Source organism: Arenimonas sp. (assembly GCF_041919775.1).
GTDB lineage: Bacteria > Pseudomonadota > Gammaproteobacteria > Xanthomonadales > Xanthomonadaceae > Arenimonas.
The window spans coordinates 18423-33080 of record NZ_JAYRTE010000023.1 but is presented as its reverse complement, the minus strand read 5'-3'; the positions used below and the strand labels follow the sequence as shown (position 1 = coordinate 33080).

At 67.7% G+C, this 14658-nt stretch carries 18 protein-coding genes; 15 read left to right on the top strand and 3 right to left on the bottom strand.

The genetic code is table 11. The features are described from left to right. Positions 1–150: 150 nt before the first annotated feature. Positions 151–2127: a M2 family metallopeptidase gene (locus ACE3TE_RS11390; protein ID WP_374605067.1), complete on the top strand. Its 1977-nt coding sequence runs from the start codon at positions 151–153 to the stop codon at positions 2125–2127. Positions 2128–2267: 140 nt separating this feature from the next. On the opposite strand, the gene ACE3TE_RS11385 is transcribed toward ACE3TE_RS11390, so the two are convergent. Continuing rightward, positions 2268–3476, bottom strand: a complete 1209-nt coding sequence (locus tag ACE3TE_RS11385) for a multidrug effflux MFS transporter (RefSeq protein WP_374605065.1) — start codon at positions 3474–3476, stop codon at positions 2268–2270. A gap of 96 nt (positions 3477–3572) precedes the next feature. Between ACE3TE_RS11385 and ACE3TE_RS11380 the strand changes: the two genes are divergently transcribed. Then, positions 3573–5672 carry a diguanylate cyclase gene (locus ACE3TE_RS11380; protein WP_374605064.1) on the top strand — a complete coding sequence of 700 codons (2100 nt, stop codon included), beginning with the start codon at positions 3573–3575 and terminating at the stop codon, positions 5670–5672. A 9-nt stretch (positions 5673–5681) separates the two neighbouring features. Here the strand turns inward: ACE3TE_RS11380 and ACE3TE_RS11375 are convergent, their stop codons facing one another. Beyond that, on the bottom strand, positions 5682–5825 hold the full coding sequence (locus tag ACE3TE_RS11375) for a hypothetical protein (RefSeq protein WP_374605062.1): 144 nt from the start codon (positions 5823–5825) through the stop codon (positions 5682–5684). Positions 5826–5913: 88 nt separating this feature from the next. On the opposite strand from ACE3TE_RS11375, the gene parC reads away from it, so the two are divergent. The 13 genes from parC to ACE3TE_RS11310 all read left to right on the top strand — a co-directional run bounded on the left by parC (position 5914) and on the right by ACE3TE_RS11310 (position 14089). Continuing rightward, positions 5914–8163: a DNA topoisomerase IV subunit A gene (gene parC, locus ACE3TE_RS11370; protein WP_374605060.1), complete on the top strand. Its 2250-nt coding sequence runs from the start codon at positions 5914–5916 to the stop codon at positions 8161–8163. Then, a complete protein-coding gene (locus ACE3TE_RS11365) occupies positions 8160–8507 on the top strand; it encodes a zinc ribbon domain-containing protein YjdM (protein ID WP_374605059.1) in 348 nt (115 codons plus the stop codon). Before parC ends, ACE3TE_RS11365 begins: the two co-directional genes overlap by 4 nt. A 99-nt stretch (positions 8508–8606) precedes the next feature. Beyond that, complete coding sequence (locus ACE3TE_RS11360) at positions 8607–8918, top strand: hypothetical protein (RefSeq protein WP_374605057.1); 312 nt, start codon at positions 8607–8609, stop codon at positions 8916–8918. Between the two features lie 13 nt (positions 8919–8931). After that, complete coding sequence (sugE, locus tag ACE3TE_RS11355) at positions 8932–9252, top strand: quaternary ammonium compound efflux SMR transporter SugE (RefSeq protein WP_374605055.1); 321 nt, start codon at positions 8932–8934, stop codon at positions 9250–9252. A 9-nt stretch (positions 9253–9261) separates the two neighbouring features. Then, entirely contained in the window at positions 9262–9738 is a 477-nt protein-coding gene (locus tag ACE3TE_RS11350) for a DUF4240 domain-containing protein (RefSeq protein ID WP_374605053.1), read from the top strand. A 39-nt stretch (positions 9739–9777) separates the two neighbouring features. After that, positions 9778–10251, top strand: coding sequence for a shikimate kinase (locus tag ACE3TE_RS11345; RefSeq protein WP_374605051.1), 474 nt, complete (start codon positions 9778–9780; stop codon positions 10249–10251). 147 nt (positions 10252–10398) lie between these two features. Beyond that, positions 10399–10617, top strand: coding sequence for a hypothetical protein (locus ACE3TE_RS11340; RefSeq protein ID WP_374605049.1), 219 nt, complete (start codon positions 10399–10401; stop codon positions 10615–10617). Positions 10618–10661: 44 nt separating this feature from the next. Next, the gene (locus tag ACE3TE_RS11335) at positions 10662–11789 is read left to right on the top strand and encodes an ankyrin repeat domain-containing protein (RefSeq protein WP_374605048.1); all 1128 of its coding nucleotides are present in this window, start codon (positions 10662–10664) and stop codon (positions 11787–11789) included. Between the two features lie 35 nt (positions 11790–11824). Next, positions 11825–12127, top strand: coding sequence for a DUF3817 domain-containing protein (locus tag ACE3TE_RS11330; protein WP_374605046.1), 303 nt, complete (start codon positions 11825–11827; stop codon positions 12125–12127). Continuing rightward, entirely contained in the window at positions 12117–12563 is a 447-nt protein-coding gene (locus ACE3TE_RS11325) for an N-acetyltransferase family protein (protein WP_374605044.1), read from the top strand. Before ACE3TE_RS11330 ends, ACE3TE_RS11325 begins: the two co-directional genes overlap by 11 nt. After that, positions 12560–13117, top strand: a complete 558-nt coding sequence (locus ACE3TE_RS11320; RefSeq protein WP_374605042.1) for a DUF5655 domain-containing protein — start codon at positions 12560–12562, stop codon at positions 13115–13117. Before ACE3TE_RS11325 ends, ACE3TE_RS11320 begins: the two co-directional genes overlap by 4 nt. 16 nt (positions 13118–13133) lie before the next feature. Then, the gene (locus ACE3TE_RS11315) at positions 13134–13589 is read left to right on the top strand and encodes a hypothetical protein (RefSeq protein ID WP_374605040.1); all 456 of its coding nucleotides are present in this window, start codon (positions 13134–13136) and stop codon (positions 13587–13589) included. 2 nt (positions 13590–13591) lie between these two features. Next, the gene (locus tag ACE3TE_RS11310; protein ID WP_374605038.1) at positions 13592–14089 is read left to right on the top strand and encodes an SMI1/KNR4 family protein; all 498 of its coding nucleotides are present in this window, start codon (positions 13592–13594) and stop codon (positions 14087–14089) included. On the opposite strand, the gene ACE3TE_RS11305 is transcribed toward ACE3TE_RS11310, so the two are convergent. Beyond that, on the bottom strand, positions 14077–14643 hold the full coding sequence (locus ACE3TE_RS11305) for a hypothetical protein (protein WP_374605036.1): 567 nt from the start codon (positions 14641–14643) through the stop codon (positions 14077–14079). The two genes, ACE3TE_RS11310 and ACE3TE_RS11305, sit on opposite strands and share 13 nt — an antisense overlap. Between the last annotated feature and the right edge of the window lie 15 nt (positions 14644–14658).

Sequence of the window (14658 nt, the reverse complement as noted above, 5' to 3'; positions counted from 1 at the left end):
CTTCGGGCGCTAATCTTTTGGCTTTGCCTTTGGCAAAGAAGGGATTCGCGCCTGAAGGCGCTCCTACACGTTCGGCGCCTGCTTGCGAAGGCCCCGGCGTGGGACTAGCCTGACCGGCGCACATCCCACCTGCTTCCTGGAGCCACACCCGTGAAATCCCACCGCGCCCTGCTGGCGCTCGCCATTTCCGCCGGCCTGCTCGCCCTCGCCGGCTGCAGCAAGTCCGATGAAGAGTCCTCCGACACCGCCGCCGGCACCCCCGCCGCCGCCGCCAACGCCGACGCCGCCCCGTCCGAACCGGCCGACGCCTTCGTCGCCCGCGTCAATTCCACCATCAAGGAAATGACGCCCGAGCTGACCTCGGCCGCCTGGCTGGGCGCGACCTACATCAATCCCGACAGCCAGCGCGTCGAGTCCGCCGCGAACGAGCGCTGGCTGAGCAAGAACAACGAGTTCATCGCGCAGGCCAAGGGCTACGACACCGAAGGCCTGGAAGGTTCCACCGCGCGTGCCCTGCACCTGCTCAAGACCAGCTCCTCGATGCCCGCCCCGCGCGACCCAGCCAAGCTCAAGGAGCTGACCGAGATCGCCAGCCGCATGGGCGCCACCTACGGCTCGGGCAAGTGGTGCGTGGGCGAGGACTGCAAGGACATCGGCCAGGTCAGCGCCATCCTCGCCGACACCGAAGGCAGCACCTATGAAGAAATGCGCGCCGCCTGGGAAGGCTGGCATTCGATCGCCGTGCCGATGCGCAAGGACTACCAGCGCTTCGTCGAACTGACCAACGAAGGCGCGGTCGAGATGGGTTTCGCCAACACCGGCGACGTCTGGCGCGCCGGCTACGACATGCCGGCCGAGGATTTCCAGGCCGAGGCCGACCGCCTCTGGGGCCAGGTGCAGCCGCTGTACGAACAGCTGCAGTGCTATACCCGCTCCAAGCTCGAGGACAAGTACGGCGAGCAGGGTTCGATCAACGGCATGATCCCGGCCCATCTCACCGGCAACCTGTGGCAGCAGGACTGGGGCAACCTCTGGCCGCTGCTGCAGCCGTATGACGGCGTCGGCAGCCTGGACGTCAACGGCGCGCTCGAGAAGCAGCGCCAGGACATCCTGTCGGAGCTGGTCGCGAAGGCCGGCGGCATGCGCAACCTCACCGCCGCCGAGCAGGTCGAGATCGAGCGCCAGGCCGACCTGGAAATCGCCACCCGCATGACCAGGCTGGCCGAGGGCTTCTACACCGGCCTGGGCATGCCGGCGCTGCCGGAATCGTTCTACGAACATTCCATGCTGATCCAGCCGCGCGACCGCGACGTGGTCTGCCACGCCAGCGCCTGGCCGATGAACACCGACGGCACCGACGTGCGCATGAAGATGTGCATCAAGCCCACCGAGGAAGAGCTGACCACGATCTACCACGAGCTGGGCCACATCTATTACTACCTGGCCTACAAGGACCAGGCGCCGGTCTTCCAGGGCGGTGCCCACGACGGATTCCACGAGGCCATCGGCGACACCATCGTGCTCTCGATGACGCCGGAATACCTGGCCTCGATCGGCCTGGTGGAGAAGCCGTCGGTCAGCGAGGAAGCGGTGATCAACAACCAGATGCGCATGGCCCTGGCCAAGGTCGCGTTCATGCCCTTCGGCCTGATGATCGACCGCTGGCGCTGGGGCGTGTTCGACGGATCGATCACGCCGGACAACTACAACAGCGCCTGGTGGGAACTCAAGGCCAAGTACCAGGGCGTGACCCCGGCCGGCGACGCGCGCGGCGAGGACTTCTTCGACCCGGGTGCCAAGTACCACGTGCCGGGCAACACCCCGTACACGCGCTACTTCCTGTCGCACGTGCTGCAGTTCCAGTTCTACAAGTCGCTGTGCGACGCTGCCGGCCACGACGGCCCGCTGTACACCTGCAACTTCGCGGACAACCCCGAAGCAGGCAAGCGCTACTGGGCGATGATGCAGCGCGGTTCCAGCCAGCCCTGGCAGCAGACCCTCAAGGAGCTGACCGGCGGCGAGCAGATGGACGCCTCGGCGGTGCTGGAATACTTCCAGCCGCTGCAGACCTGGCTGACCGAACAGAACCAGGGCAAGACCTGCGGCTGGGAGCCGGCCAAGTCCTGACCGTCAAGCTGATTGCGTAACAGGACGGCCGGCGGTGCAAACCGCCGGCCGTTCCTTTTGGCGGCATGTAGGAGCGCCTTCAGGCGCGAATCTTTTGACTTTGCCCTTGGAAAAGAAGGCAATCGCGCCTGAAGGCGCTCCTACATGGGGAACCGGCGCTCGTGGGCGACGTACCAGCGCCAGGTCCCGAACGCGACGACCACGAAGCCCGCGGAAACCACCGCCAGCAGCAGGCCGCTGTGGCTGACCAGCGGTGACAGCAGGCCGGCGATCGCCGCGTTCGACATCAGGCCGACGAAGGCCTGCATCGACGAGGCGCCGCCGCGCTGGCGCGGATACATGTCCAGGATGGCCAGCGTCACGATCGGGAACACCAGCGCGATGCCGAAGGCTCCCATCGCCGTCGGCAGCACGGCCCAGGGCAGGCTCGGCGATGACACCAGCGCGTTGTAGCCGAGGTTGTAGACCGCCGCCACGCCGCAGCACAGGAAACCCCACTCCACCAGCCGGGGACCGGTGATCCGGCCCGCCGCCCTTCCCGACACGAAGGCGCCGAGCATCATGCCGCCGATGGTCGGCGCGAAGAACCAGACGAAGTCCTGCTCGCCCAGCCCCAGCAGCCCCATCACGAAGTCCGGCGCCGAACTGATGTACAGGAACAGCGCGCCGAAGTTGGCCGTGCCCGCCAGCGTCAGCAGCCGGAACCGCCGGTTGGACAGCATCGACCAGTAATCGCGCAGCATCGTGCCCGCATGCAGCGGCGTGCGCGCCTCCGGCGGATGGCTCTCGGGCAGGCCCCAGGCCGTGACCACCAGCAGCAGTGCGCCGAAAGCCGCCAGGAACCAGAAGATGCCGTGCCAGTCGGAAAACCCCAGGATCCAGCCGCCGATGACCGGCGCGATCGCCGGCGCCACGCCGAAGATCATCGAGATGTGGCTCATCAGCCGCTGGGCATCGTCACCCTGCAAGGCATCGCGCACCACGGCCCGGCCGACGATCATGCCCACGCCGGCCGACAGCCCCTGCAGGGCGCGATAGGCCAGCATCGTCGTGATGTCGCCCGCCAGCGCCGCGCCCACCGAGGCCAGGGTGAACACGACGATGCCCGCCAGCAGCACCTTCTTGCGGCCTATCGCGTCCGAGATGGGGCCATGGAACAGCGACATCGCCGCATAGCCGACCAGGTAGACGCTGATCGTCTGCTGCATCGCCACCTTGCCCACGCCCAGGTCCGCGGCCATCACCAGGAAGGCCGGGAACACGGTGTCGATCGAGAACGGCCCGAACATGGCCAGGCCGCCCAGGATGAAGGCCAGCCGGGCGCGGGAGATGTTCAGGTGGGGGATCATCGGGTCGCCGTGGCGGGGTGGCACAGGATAGCAAGCGCGCGGCAACGGGCCGGGGCGGACTGGTGACACTTGCGCCGAGCGGCTAGATTCCCTGCAATGCCCCGCTACGCCGCCACCCGAAAGACCCGTCCGAGCCCTTACCTGGCCCTGCTGCTGGCCCTGCTGCTGGCGGGGCCGGCGCTCGCCCAGGCCGCGCCCGATCCCGGTGCACGGGCGCGACTGCAGGTGCTCGCAGGCGAGGTTTCGGTCTGGTGGCGAACCCTCGCCACGGCGACCGGCGGCGAACCTGCCCGCGTGCGCCAGGCGGCAGCCGAGGCCCATCTCGCCCGCGCGATGCAGGCGCCGGATGCCGGTATCCGTCTGCGCCGCGCCGCCGACCTGGCCGCCCCGGGACGCTGGTTCCGAATCCGCACCGGCCTGCTCGAGGCGCTGAGCAACGACGCGTACCGCCGCGGCGACATGGCCGCGGTGGAGGCCGTGGAGCGCGAGGCCCTGGCTGACGCACGCCTCAGCGGCAACCGCCTGGAGCAGGCCGGTTCCCTGTACGGGCTGGCGATGGCGGCGCAGGGCCGCGGCGAACTCGACGCCGCCATCGGACTGTTCCAGCAGGCGATTTCGCAGTGGGAAACCCTGGGCGCCAGGCGGCAGGTGGCCATCGGCGAGCGCGGGCTCGCCCGCGTCTACGAATCACGCGGGCAGTACGCCGAAGCCGTGCAACTGCAGGTGGACGCGCTGGAGCACCTGCTGGAGGACGGCAGGCCGATCGACCAATCCGAAAGCTACTACTCGCTGGCCAAGCTCTTCCACAACCTGGGCGACCATGCCGCCGCCCTGCAGGGTGCCGACCGCGCCATTGCGCTGATGGGCCAGAACCCGCCCGACTTCCCGCTGGGCCTCAACCTAGCGCTTCGCTCGCAAGTGCACGCCGACATGGGGACGGCCGAGGCGGCGCTGGCCGACGCCGTGGCCGCGACGGCGGCTTTCGGACGTTCGGGCGGCGACCTCGGGCTGGCCCTGGGCAACGTGGCGCTGGGGCCGGCGCTGGCGCTCAACGACCGCCGGGACGACGCCCTGGCGGCGTTGCGCGCCGGCCGCGAGGCCGCGGGCCGTATCGGCGAACGCGTACTGGAAGCCGACCTGGCGCTGCGCGAAGGCGACCTGCTGGTCGGCATGGGCAAGCCGGGCGAGGCACTGGCGCCCCTCGCGTTCGCCGAAGGAGTGGCGGTGGAAGGGCGACTGGAGCGCATGGTGCTCGATGTCTCCCTGGCGCAGGAACGGGCTTTCTCGGCACTTGGGCAGACGGACCAGGCCCTGGCCGCCAGCAAACGTGCGTTCGAATTCCGCGACCGGATTGGCCGGCTCGACGAACTCGGCCAGCGCGCAAGCGGTTCCGCCAGCGCCCGCGATCGTTTCATGGGACTGGTGCCCGCGACCGCCGCGCCCGGGGCTCCTGCCGCGGCGCCGCCAGGCGGCCTTCCACGCTGGCCCTGGCTGCTGGCCATCCCCAGCCTGCTACTGGGCTGGGGCCTTCTGCGCCTGCGCCGCCACGTGCGCCACCTGCGCGCCGAGCGACGGGTGATGGACGAGCGGCAGCGCGCGCTCGAGACCGAACACCTCGCCCTGCGCGAACGCGTGGCGGTGGATCCGCTCACCGGCGCGCTGACCCGCCAGGCCTTCGCGGCCGAACTTTCCTCGCTGCTCGGGCACGCGCGCAACCACGGCCGCTCGGTCGCCCTGCTCGTGTTCGACCTGGACAACTTCAAGGCCATCAATGACCGGCTCGGACATCTGGCCGGGGACGAGGCGCTGCGCCTGGCTGCCGGCATCGCCCGCGGGAAGCTGCGCAGCGACGACCTGCTGGGGCGTTTTGGTGGCGACGAATTCCTTGTCGCCTGCGAAGGCCTTGACCAGGCCGCGGCCGAAGCCCTCGCCGAGCAGCTGCGTTTCGACCTGGTCTGGCGCGCACCCGACGCCGACCCGCCGATGGATGGCCTCAGCCTCAGCGTGGGCGCGGCCGTGGCGGACCCGAGCCGCGGCTACGACGCCGGCGACCTGTTCCACCGCGCCGACTCGGCGCTGTACCGCGCCAAGCGTGCGGGCCGCAACCGGGTGATGGGCGACGACCCGGCCTGCGCCACGCAGGTTGGCGACGGATCCCGACGGGCCCGCCAATGGGGCGAAGCGCTCGCCGACTGAGGCGCCGGCCTAGCCGAAGCCCAGCATCGGGCCGAGCAACAGGTACAGCCCCACCAGGATGATGCCGATGAAGACCAGCCGCAGCACGAACGCGGTGAACTTGATCGCCAGCACGACGCCCAGGATTACCAGGAAGATCCCCAGCCAGCTCATGGCCTTGCTCCTCGTGAATCAATCTCGGACCGGGCCATCCCGGCCCGGTAGAATGCCCGCATCGTTCCAATTCCCACCTGAGTAAAGCATGACCGAGCCCGCCCGCCCCGCTTTCCACGGCTTCGAACAGATCCCGCTGCGCGAATACGCCGAGCGCGCCTACCTCGACTATTCGATGTACGTGGTGCTCGACCGCGCCCTGCCCTTCCTGGGCGACGGCCTGAAGCCGGTGCAGCGCCGCATCATCTACGCGATGAGCGAACTGGGCCTGGGCGCGACCGCCAAGCCCAAGAAGAGCGCGCGCACCGTCGGCGACGTGATCGGCAAGTTCCACCCGCACGGCGACAGCGCCTGCTACGAGGCGCTGGTGCTGATGGCCCAGCCGTTCTCCTACCGCTACCCGCTGATCGAAGGCCAGGGCAACTTCGGTTCCACCGACGACCCCAAGTCCTTCGCGGCCATGCGTTACACCGAATCCAAGCTCACGCCGATCGCCGAAGTGCTGCTGGGCGAACTGGGCCAGGGCACCGTGGACTGGGTGCCGAACTTCGACGGCACCCTGCAGGAGCCGAGCTGGATGCCGGCCCGCCTGCCGCACCTGCTTCTCAACGGCACCACCGGCATCGCGGTCGGCATGGCCACCGACATTCCGCCGCACAACCTCAACGAGGTCGTCAGCGCCGCGGTGCGGCTGCTTGATGATCCCGATGCGACCGTACGCGACCTGTGCGAACACGTGCGCGGCCCCGACTACCCCACCGGCGCCGAGATCATCACCCCGGCCGCCGACCTGCGCGCGATCTACGAAACCGGCCACGGCAGCGTGCGCGCCCGCGCCAAGTGGCTTCGCGAAGGCACGAACATCGTCATCACCCACCTGCCCTTCCAGGTGTCGCCGTCGAAGATCATGGAGCAGGTGGCGCAGCAGATGCGCGCCAAGAAGCTACCCTGGCTGGAGGACCTGCGCGACGAGTCCGACCACGAGAACCCGGTGCGCCTGGTGCTGGTACCGCGCAGCAACCGCGTCGATTTCGAGGGCCTGATGGGCCACCTGTTCGCCACCACGGACCTCGAGAAGAGCTTCCGTGTGAATTTCAACATCATCGGGCTCGACGGCCGGCCGCAGGTCAAGAACCTGCGCGATTTCCTGGCCGAGTGGCTGCTGTTCCGCACCGACACCGTGGCGCGACGCCTCAAGCACCGACTGGACAAGGTCGAACGCCGCCTGCACCTGCTCGAGGGCCTGCTGGTCGCCTTCCTCAACCTGGACGAAGTGATCCGCATCATCCGCAGCGAGGACGAACCCAAGCCGGTGCTGATGGCGCGCTTCGGGCTCAGCGAGGAACAGGCCGACTACATCCTCGACACCAAGCTCAAGCAGCTCGCCCGCCTGGAGGAAATGAAGATCCGCGGCGAGCAGGACGAACTGGCCAAGGAGCGCGAGAAGATCACCGCCATCCTCGGCAGCAAGGCCAAGCTCAAGAAGCAGGTGAAGGACGAACTGCTGGCGGACGCGAAGAAGTTCGGCGACGAGCGTCGTTCGCCGCTGGTCGAGCGCGAGGCCGCACAGGCGATCAGCGAAACCGAGCTGGTGCCGAGCGAACCGGTCACCGTGGTGCTGTCGAAGAAGGGTTGGATCCGCGCCGCCAAGGGCCACGACGTCGATGCCGCCGGCCTGAGCTACCGCGAGGGCGACGGACTGCTGCAGGCCGTGCGCGGGCGAAGCAACCTGCAGGTGGCCTTCCTGGACTCCACCGGCCGCAGTTATTCCACGGTCGCCCACACGCTGCCCAGCGCGCGCGGCAACGGCGAGCCGCTGAGCGGACGCTTCAGTCCGCCGGCGGGCGCGGGTTTCGTGGCGCTGGCGGCCGGCGACAACGACGCGCGCTTCGTGCTCGCCTCCTCGCACGGCTATGGCTTCGTCACCCGCTTCGAGAATTTCACCGGACGCAACAAGGCCGGCAAGGCACTACTGAACGTCGGTGATGCCGAAGTACTGACGCCGGTGCCGGTAACGGACGCGGCCTCTGACTGGGTGGTGTCGATCACCAGCGCTGGCCACCTGCTGGCCTTCCCGCTGGCCGAATTGCCCGAACTCGACAAGGGCAAGGGCAACAAGCTGATCCAGATCCCGCCGGCGAAGCTCAAGGCCGGCCAGGAGAAGGTGACCGCCATCGCCAGCGTGCCCCAGGGCGGCGAGCTGACCATCTACAGCGGCAAGCAGAAGCTGGTGCTGAGCTGGCGCGACCTGCAGGCCTATGAAGGCAGCCGCGCCAGCCGCGGCAACCTGCTGCCGCGTGGCTTCACCAAGGTCGACCGCGTGGAAACGGGCGCGTGAGCACGCTGCCGCCCTGCCCGGCCTGCGCGTCGGAATATGCCTACCAGGACGGGCTGATGCTGGTCTGCCCGGAGTGCGGGCACGAGTGGGCGCCGGGCGAAGCGGCCGAGGCCGGCGAGGAAACGAAGGTCGTGCGTGACGCCAATGGCAAAACGCTGGCCGACGGCGACACCGTGGTCGTGGTCAAGGACCTCAGGATCAAGGGCTCGTCCTCGGTGGTGAAGATCGGCACCAAGGTGCGCAACATCCGCCTGGTGGACGGCGACCACGACATCGACTGCCGCATCGAGGGTTTCGGCCAGATGAAGCTCAAGTCGGAATTCGTTAAAAAGGATGCGGGCTGAGCCGGGGAGGCAAGCATGGTCCACCGCTGGGTGACGGGTTCGTTCGGGGTTTTCCTGCTGGCCCTGGCTGCGGCCATCGTCGTGCATTAGGCTGAGCCCATGGCCATTCTGTCCGTACTGCTGTTGATGGCGGGAATGCTGCTGGGCGTCTTCGCCCTTGCCGTGCGATTCGCCGGGGACAACGCCATCCTTTCGGGCATCCGGCAAGGCGATGTAAGCGACATGGCCGCACTCAACCGCTGGGCCGGAAACCGCTTGCTGGTGCTTCCGGTCGTGGCACTGGCTTTCGGCGCGGCGGGCCTGCGCGAGCCGCTTTACGGGGTGGCGGGGCTGTTCGTGCTGCTTGTCGCGGGTTTTGGCATCATCGGCTGGCTGATGCTGGGTACCGAGCGCTTTCGCGTTTCCCGCTGACCGGAGCACACGCATGAACTGGCTGTTCCTGGCCCTGGCGGGCCTCCTTGAAGTGGGCTGGGCCGTTGGCCTGAAATACACCGAGGGCTTCACCAGGCCCCTGCCCAGCGTACTGACCGTCATTGCCATGGGCGGCAGCTTCTGGCTGCTGAGCCTGGCGATGCGCGAGATCCCGCTGGGCACGGCCTACGGCATCTGGGTCGGCATCGGCGCCGTCGGCGCGGCGATTGCCGGCGTGGTGCTGTTCAAGGAGCCGGCCTCCACGCTGCGCATCGTCAGCATCCTGCTGGTCGTGGCCGGGATCGTCGGGCTCAAGCTTTCCTCCACCTCCTGAGGCCCCTCCATGAGCGACTTTGCAGCCCCGATGAACGACGACACCTTCTGGCGCATCATCGGCCTGCTGGACTGGGACGAGGAAGGCGACGACGAGGCAGTGATCGAGCCGGCCGTCGACGCGCTGGCGCAGATGCCGGTTGAAGCCATCGCCGGCTTTGAAGAGACCCTGGCCCGCAAACTGCACGCGCTCGACACCCGGGCCCACGCCCGGGAAATCGGCGAGGACGCCTACACCGACGACGGCGATGACTTTTCGGTGGACACCTTCCTCTACGCCCGCTGCTGCGTGGTGGCGAACGGCCGCGAGCTTTACGAAACGGTGCTGGCCAATCCCGCCGGGTTCCCCAAGGACCAGGACTTCGAAGCCCTGCTCAACGTCGCCGCCACGGCCCACGAGCAGAAGACGGGCGAGGAGCCCGAATTCTTCGACACCAGCGTCAGCTACGAAACCTTCAGCAACGAAGCCGGCTGGCCGGAAGACTGACCCTGCCCCGGGTGGCGCTACAGGGGAATGCTGGGCACCATGAGAGTCCTCGTCTACGGCAACTCCGGCTCCGGCAAGAGCACCTACGCCAAGGCCCTTTCGGCGCGGCACGGTCTCGCTCACCTGGACCTGGACTCCATCGTCTGGGAACCAGGAAGGATCGCTGTCCAACGAAGCCCCGGGGCTATCTCAGCATCGCTCCAGGACTTCATCCGCGGCGAAGTCCGCTGGGTCATCGAGGGCTGCTACGGCGAATTGGTAGAGGCGGCGTCCCATCACTGCACGGAGCTGATTTTCCTGAACCCGGGTTGTGAAACCTGCCTGGCCAACAACCTCAAACGCCCCTGGGAGCCGCACAAGTACGCGTCACCCGAAGACCAGGACGCCATGCTCGCCCAACTCCAGGATTGGGTTCGTGCGTACTACACGCGCGACGACCAGTGGTCCTACAGGGCCCACCGCCGCATCTTCGACGGCTTCGCGGGCGTCAAGAACGAGCTTCTCTCGCCTTAGACCGGAGCCTGGACACGGATTTCGCCATGGCCCCTGATGGGCACGTCTTCACCGCCAGCCGCGCCCGGTGGGATCGTGATCTTGACTCAGCGCCGTCGCATCCCCATTTTGCACCGTAAGATGCTACCCACACCAAGGAGTCACCGCATGAAGACCCTTCTTATCGCCGTGCTCTGGTGCCTGCTGTTCGTGCTGGCCTGGCCGCTGGCCCTGCTGGTGCTGGTCCTGTGGCCGGTGGTGTGGCTGATGAGCCTTCCCTTCCGCGCACTCGGCATTGCCGTGGACGCCGTGTTCGCGCTGCTCAAGACCGTGCTCTTCCTGCCGGCGCGCCTGCTGGGCTACCGGCCGACGCCTGCCGCGGGCTGACGTGGCACGGACGTCGGCGTCACTGAGCTGCCGGCCCTGATTCCGTGAGCACGAACCTGTTCGAAGCCATCGGCGCAGCGGATGCCGGCGCCTTTGCCCGCCTGGTCGCCGCCGGTGCCGACGTCGATGAAGTGGACCTGCAGGGTTTCCAGTCCACGCCACTTGCTTACGCCGCCGGACGCGGCGCGGTCGACATGGTCCAGGCACTTCTCGCCGCGGGCGCCGACCCCGACGCGGGAGCGTTCACGCCGCCGCTGGCAGAAGCGGCGGGCGGCGGGTTCACGGACATCGTGGGCATTCTTCTCGAGGCGGGGGCCGGCGTGGACAGCCAGGACGAGTCCGGCCTGAGCGCACTGGCCATCGCCGCAGCCAACGGCTTCTCGGGCATCGCCAGGCAACTGCTGGAAGCCGGCGCCAACCCTGCACTGGCCGACCTCGACGGCCGCACGCCGGTCCTGGCCGCGCTTGAAAACGGTCACGCCAAGCTGGGTGCGTGGCTCGCAGACCCCGAAACCAGGACCACCGAAGCCTTCTGGCGAAAGGGCGAACGCCTCGCGGAAAAAGCCGCCAAGGCGCGCCGCGAAGCGCTCGCCTGCCCGCCCGCTGACGACCCCGGACCGAAGTGGGAAATCAAGGGAGGGATGGCGACCCTGGATGTCGGCGGTGGCCGGGTCACCCAGGACCTGGGTGGCGTGGCAGGCTCAGGCGATCTGGCGTTGCTGAGGGCAATGCTTGATGGCGGCGTCTCGCCCGACTGGACCCTGTTCCGGGGCCATGCCACGGCCCTGATGTGCGCAGCACGCGCCGGCGAAGCCGATGCGGTGCGGCTGCTTCTGGATCGCGGCGCCAACGTGCACGCTGTTGATCCGCTTGGCCAGACCGCACTGCATTTCGCCTTGTTCAAGCCCAGCGTCCGCCGGCACCTGCCGGTGCTTGAGCACCTGATCGCCGCTGGCGCCGACGCCAACGCCGCGGACGGAAACGGGCAGCGTCCGCTGCACATGGCGCTTCGGCACGGACTGCCGGCGCTGGTAAAGGCCCTGATCGACGGCGGCGGCGACCCCTTCCTGCGCGACCGTGCGGGCCGTTGCCCGGCAGACTGGGCCCCGGAGTCGGGCAAGGGCGCCCAGGCCATCGCGGCACTGCTGGCCCTGGCTCCGTCGGCCCGGTAGGCTCTGGCGGCATCACGGCCGGGGACTTTCCACGCATGCTCAACGCCTTCCGCCTGCTCAGCCTCATCGAGGGCCTGTCCCTGATCACGCTGCTGTTTATCGCCATGCCGTCGCGCTACCTGTTGGGCGTCGATTTCGTCTGGCCGGTGGGCATGGCGCATGGCGTTCTCTGGCTGGCGTTCGTGGCGATGTCGCTGCTGGTCAGCCATCTGCAGCGCTGGTCGGTGCTGGCCTGGCTGCTGGCCCTGCTGTGTTCCGTGGTGCCGTTCGGCTTCCTGGTGCTCGATGCCAGGCTTCGCCGCGAACGGGCCAAGGCGCCGCTGGCGGATGCGACTTAGCCTGCGTCCAGCCACCGAGGCCGACCTGCCCTTCCTGCTGGCCTTGCGCCAGGAAAGCATGGGGCCGCACCTGGCTGCCGCGGGACTGCACGGGTCCCCCGACGACTTCCTCCAGCGGGTAAAGCACCGCTTCGATTGCGCACAGATCATCCTCGCCGACGCCCGCCCTATCGGGCTGCTCAAGATCCTTCGCGAACCCGACAGCTGGAAGGTCATGCAGCTGCAGCTGTCGGAAGGCGTGCGCGGACAGGGCCTTGGCCGACAACTGCTGGAGGACCTGATTGCCGCGGCCACGCGCGCGGGCGTGCCGGTCACGCTGTCGGTGCTCAGGGCCAACCCCGCGAAAGCACTTTACGAGCGCCTCGGCTTTATGATCGTCGGCGAGGACGAACTTGAGTTCCACATGACAACCCTTGACCCGGAGAGACGGCCATGACCGACATCCAGAAGGCAGTGGAAACCCAGCTTCGCAACATTCAGGCGCGCACCGGCAACTCGCTCGATGAACTTTTCGCCATCGTCCGCGACAGCGGGCTGGCGAAGCACGGCGAAATCGTCGCCCACCTCAAGGCCGTGCTCGGGCTCGGGCATGGCGATGCCAACGCCCTGGCGCATGCGGCGAAACAGGCGGCGACACCGAAGCCGTCCGGCGGCGATCCGCTGGATGCGCTGTACACCGGCCCAAAGGCCGCCCTGCGCCCCATCCACGAAGCCCTGCTGGCGAAGATGAAACCGCTGGGCGACTTCGAAACCGCGCCCAAGCAAAAGTACATCAGCTACCGGCGCAACAAACAGTTCGCGATGATCGGCCCGGCCACCAATACCCGCGTCGAGCTGGGCCTGAACATCCGGGATCTGCCGGATTCCCCGCGACTGGAAAAACTGCCGCCCGGCAAGATGTGCAACTACCAGGTAAGACTCACCGATGCGTCCCAGGTCGATGCCGAGCTGGCCGCTTGGATCAAACGGGCCTTCGAGGGTTCGTCTTAACACCGGAGACTGGGAAGTGGCTTACGACAAGGCGGAATGGCATTACGACGGCGATTTCCCGGCCGGCCTGCCCCCGGAGAACGGCGGCACGCACATCGGCATGTTCCTGGCCTGGGCCATACACAGGGGCCACGTGAGCGAAATGCTGGCCTCGACGGCGCCGGCGGAACTGCAGGCCGTCAGGGACCGCCGGATGACCGGAAGGACCTTCCTGTTTGATGCCTGCGATGAAAAGTTGCCGGAGGAGGCCCTCTCCGCGGAAGGCAATGCATTCGCCGCCGCCTACTATGAGCGCGAACTCTATTTCGGCGACTACGAACAGGCCCTGTGTGCAGGCCTGCCCGGCTTTTATCATGTCGCCGATACGTGGGATAACTTCGAGATCGTTTGTCGGGTGATCGATCAAAGATTCCAGCGATGGCAGGAACAGTCACGCAGGCCGTGGTGGCAATTCTGGAAACTCCGGAAATAGCTATGACAGCAGCACCCAAGATCAAGACCGTGGCCCTTGGCGCCACCGAGGAAGGCATCGCCGAAGCGGAAGCAGCGCTGGGTTTCCGCTTTGCCGAAGATCTGCGCGAAGCCTGGAAGCAGTACAACTGCATCGAGCTGCGCGGGGGCTGGCGCGTCTTTCCGATCTTCGACCCGGCCAACCCGCGCAAGACCTGCACGAGCATCAGCTTCGAAAACCTCAAGGGCGCCTGGGGCCAGGAGGTGATGGCGGAAGGCCTGGTCACGATCGCCGACAACGGCACCGGCAACCAGCTGGTCCTGAAGGTGGATGCCGGCCAGGCCGGCGACCAGGTCTTCCACTGGCACCACGAAACCCACCGGCTTTCGCCATGGAAACCCGGACTGGCCTCCATCCGTGCCGCGGCGGAAAAGGCCCGCAAACAGGTCCTGGAGATCCAGGCCCGGTTCGCAAATCCACGGCCGTCCCAGGCGCGAGTCGGGCACAACTACGACACCTGATCTGCGATCTGTGCGTCTTCATGCGCCCGCCGGAACAGATGTGCGGCACTCAGCCACACCGCGATGAAAAAGCCGGCCAGCACGAAGGTGTAGCCGTGCCCGGCCAGGGCGATCCAGGCCGTCACCAGCCCTTGTGCGATCGCCGTGGCGTACATCGCGCGCGCCATGCCCATCGGGCGAAAGCGACCCAGCGGCGCGGCGATGGCCCCGACCAGCAGAATCGCAAAGAACAGCCCGTTCACCGGATTGTCCTCGCTGCCGACGATGCCGACCGCCAGGTTGATCCACGTCATCAGGAACCCGCCGAGGATCGCCACGGCGAAGCCTCCCCGGTAGGCCCAGTGCCCGGAAAGGCGTGCGCCGAGCTCGTAGGCCCCGCAGGCGCCGCCGAGCAGGAAGCCCATCACCAGGAAATCGAAGCCATCCCAGTTCACCTCGTCGGTGAACTGCATGGCCACGAGCGGCACGCAGAGCAGCAGCGCCGCGCCGCCCCAGATGAAGGGGCGCAAGGGATTGCCGCGCTTCGCCGTCGGTGGGGAAAGTGTCTGGTTCATGTCGGGTCTCCGAAG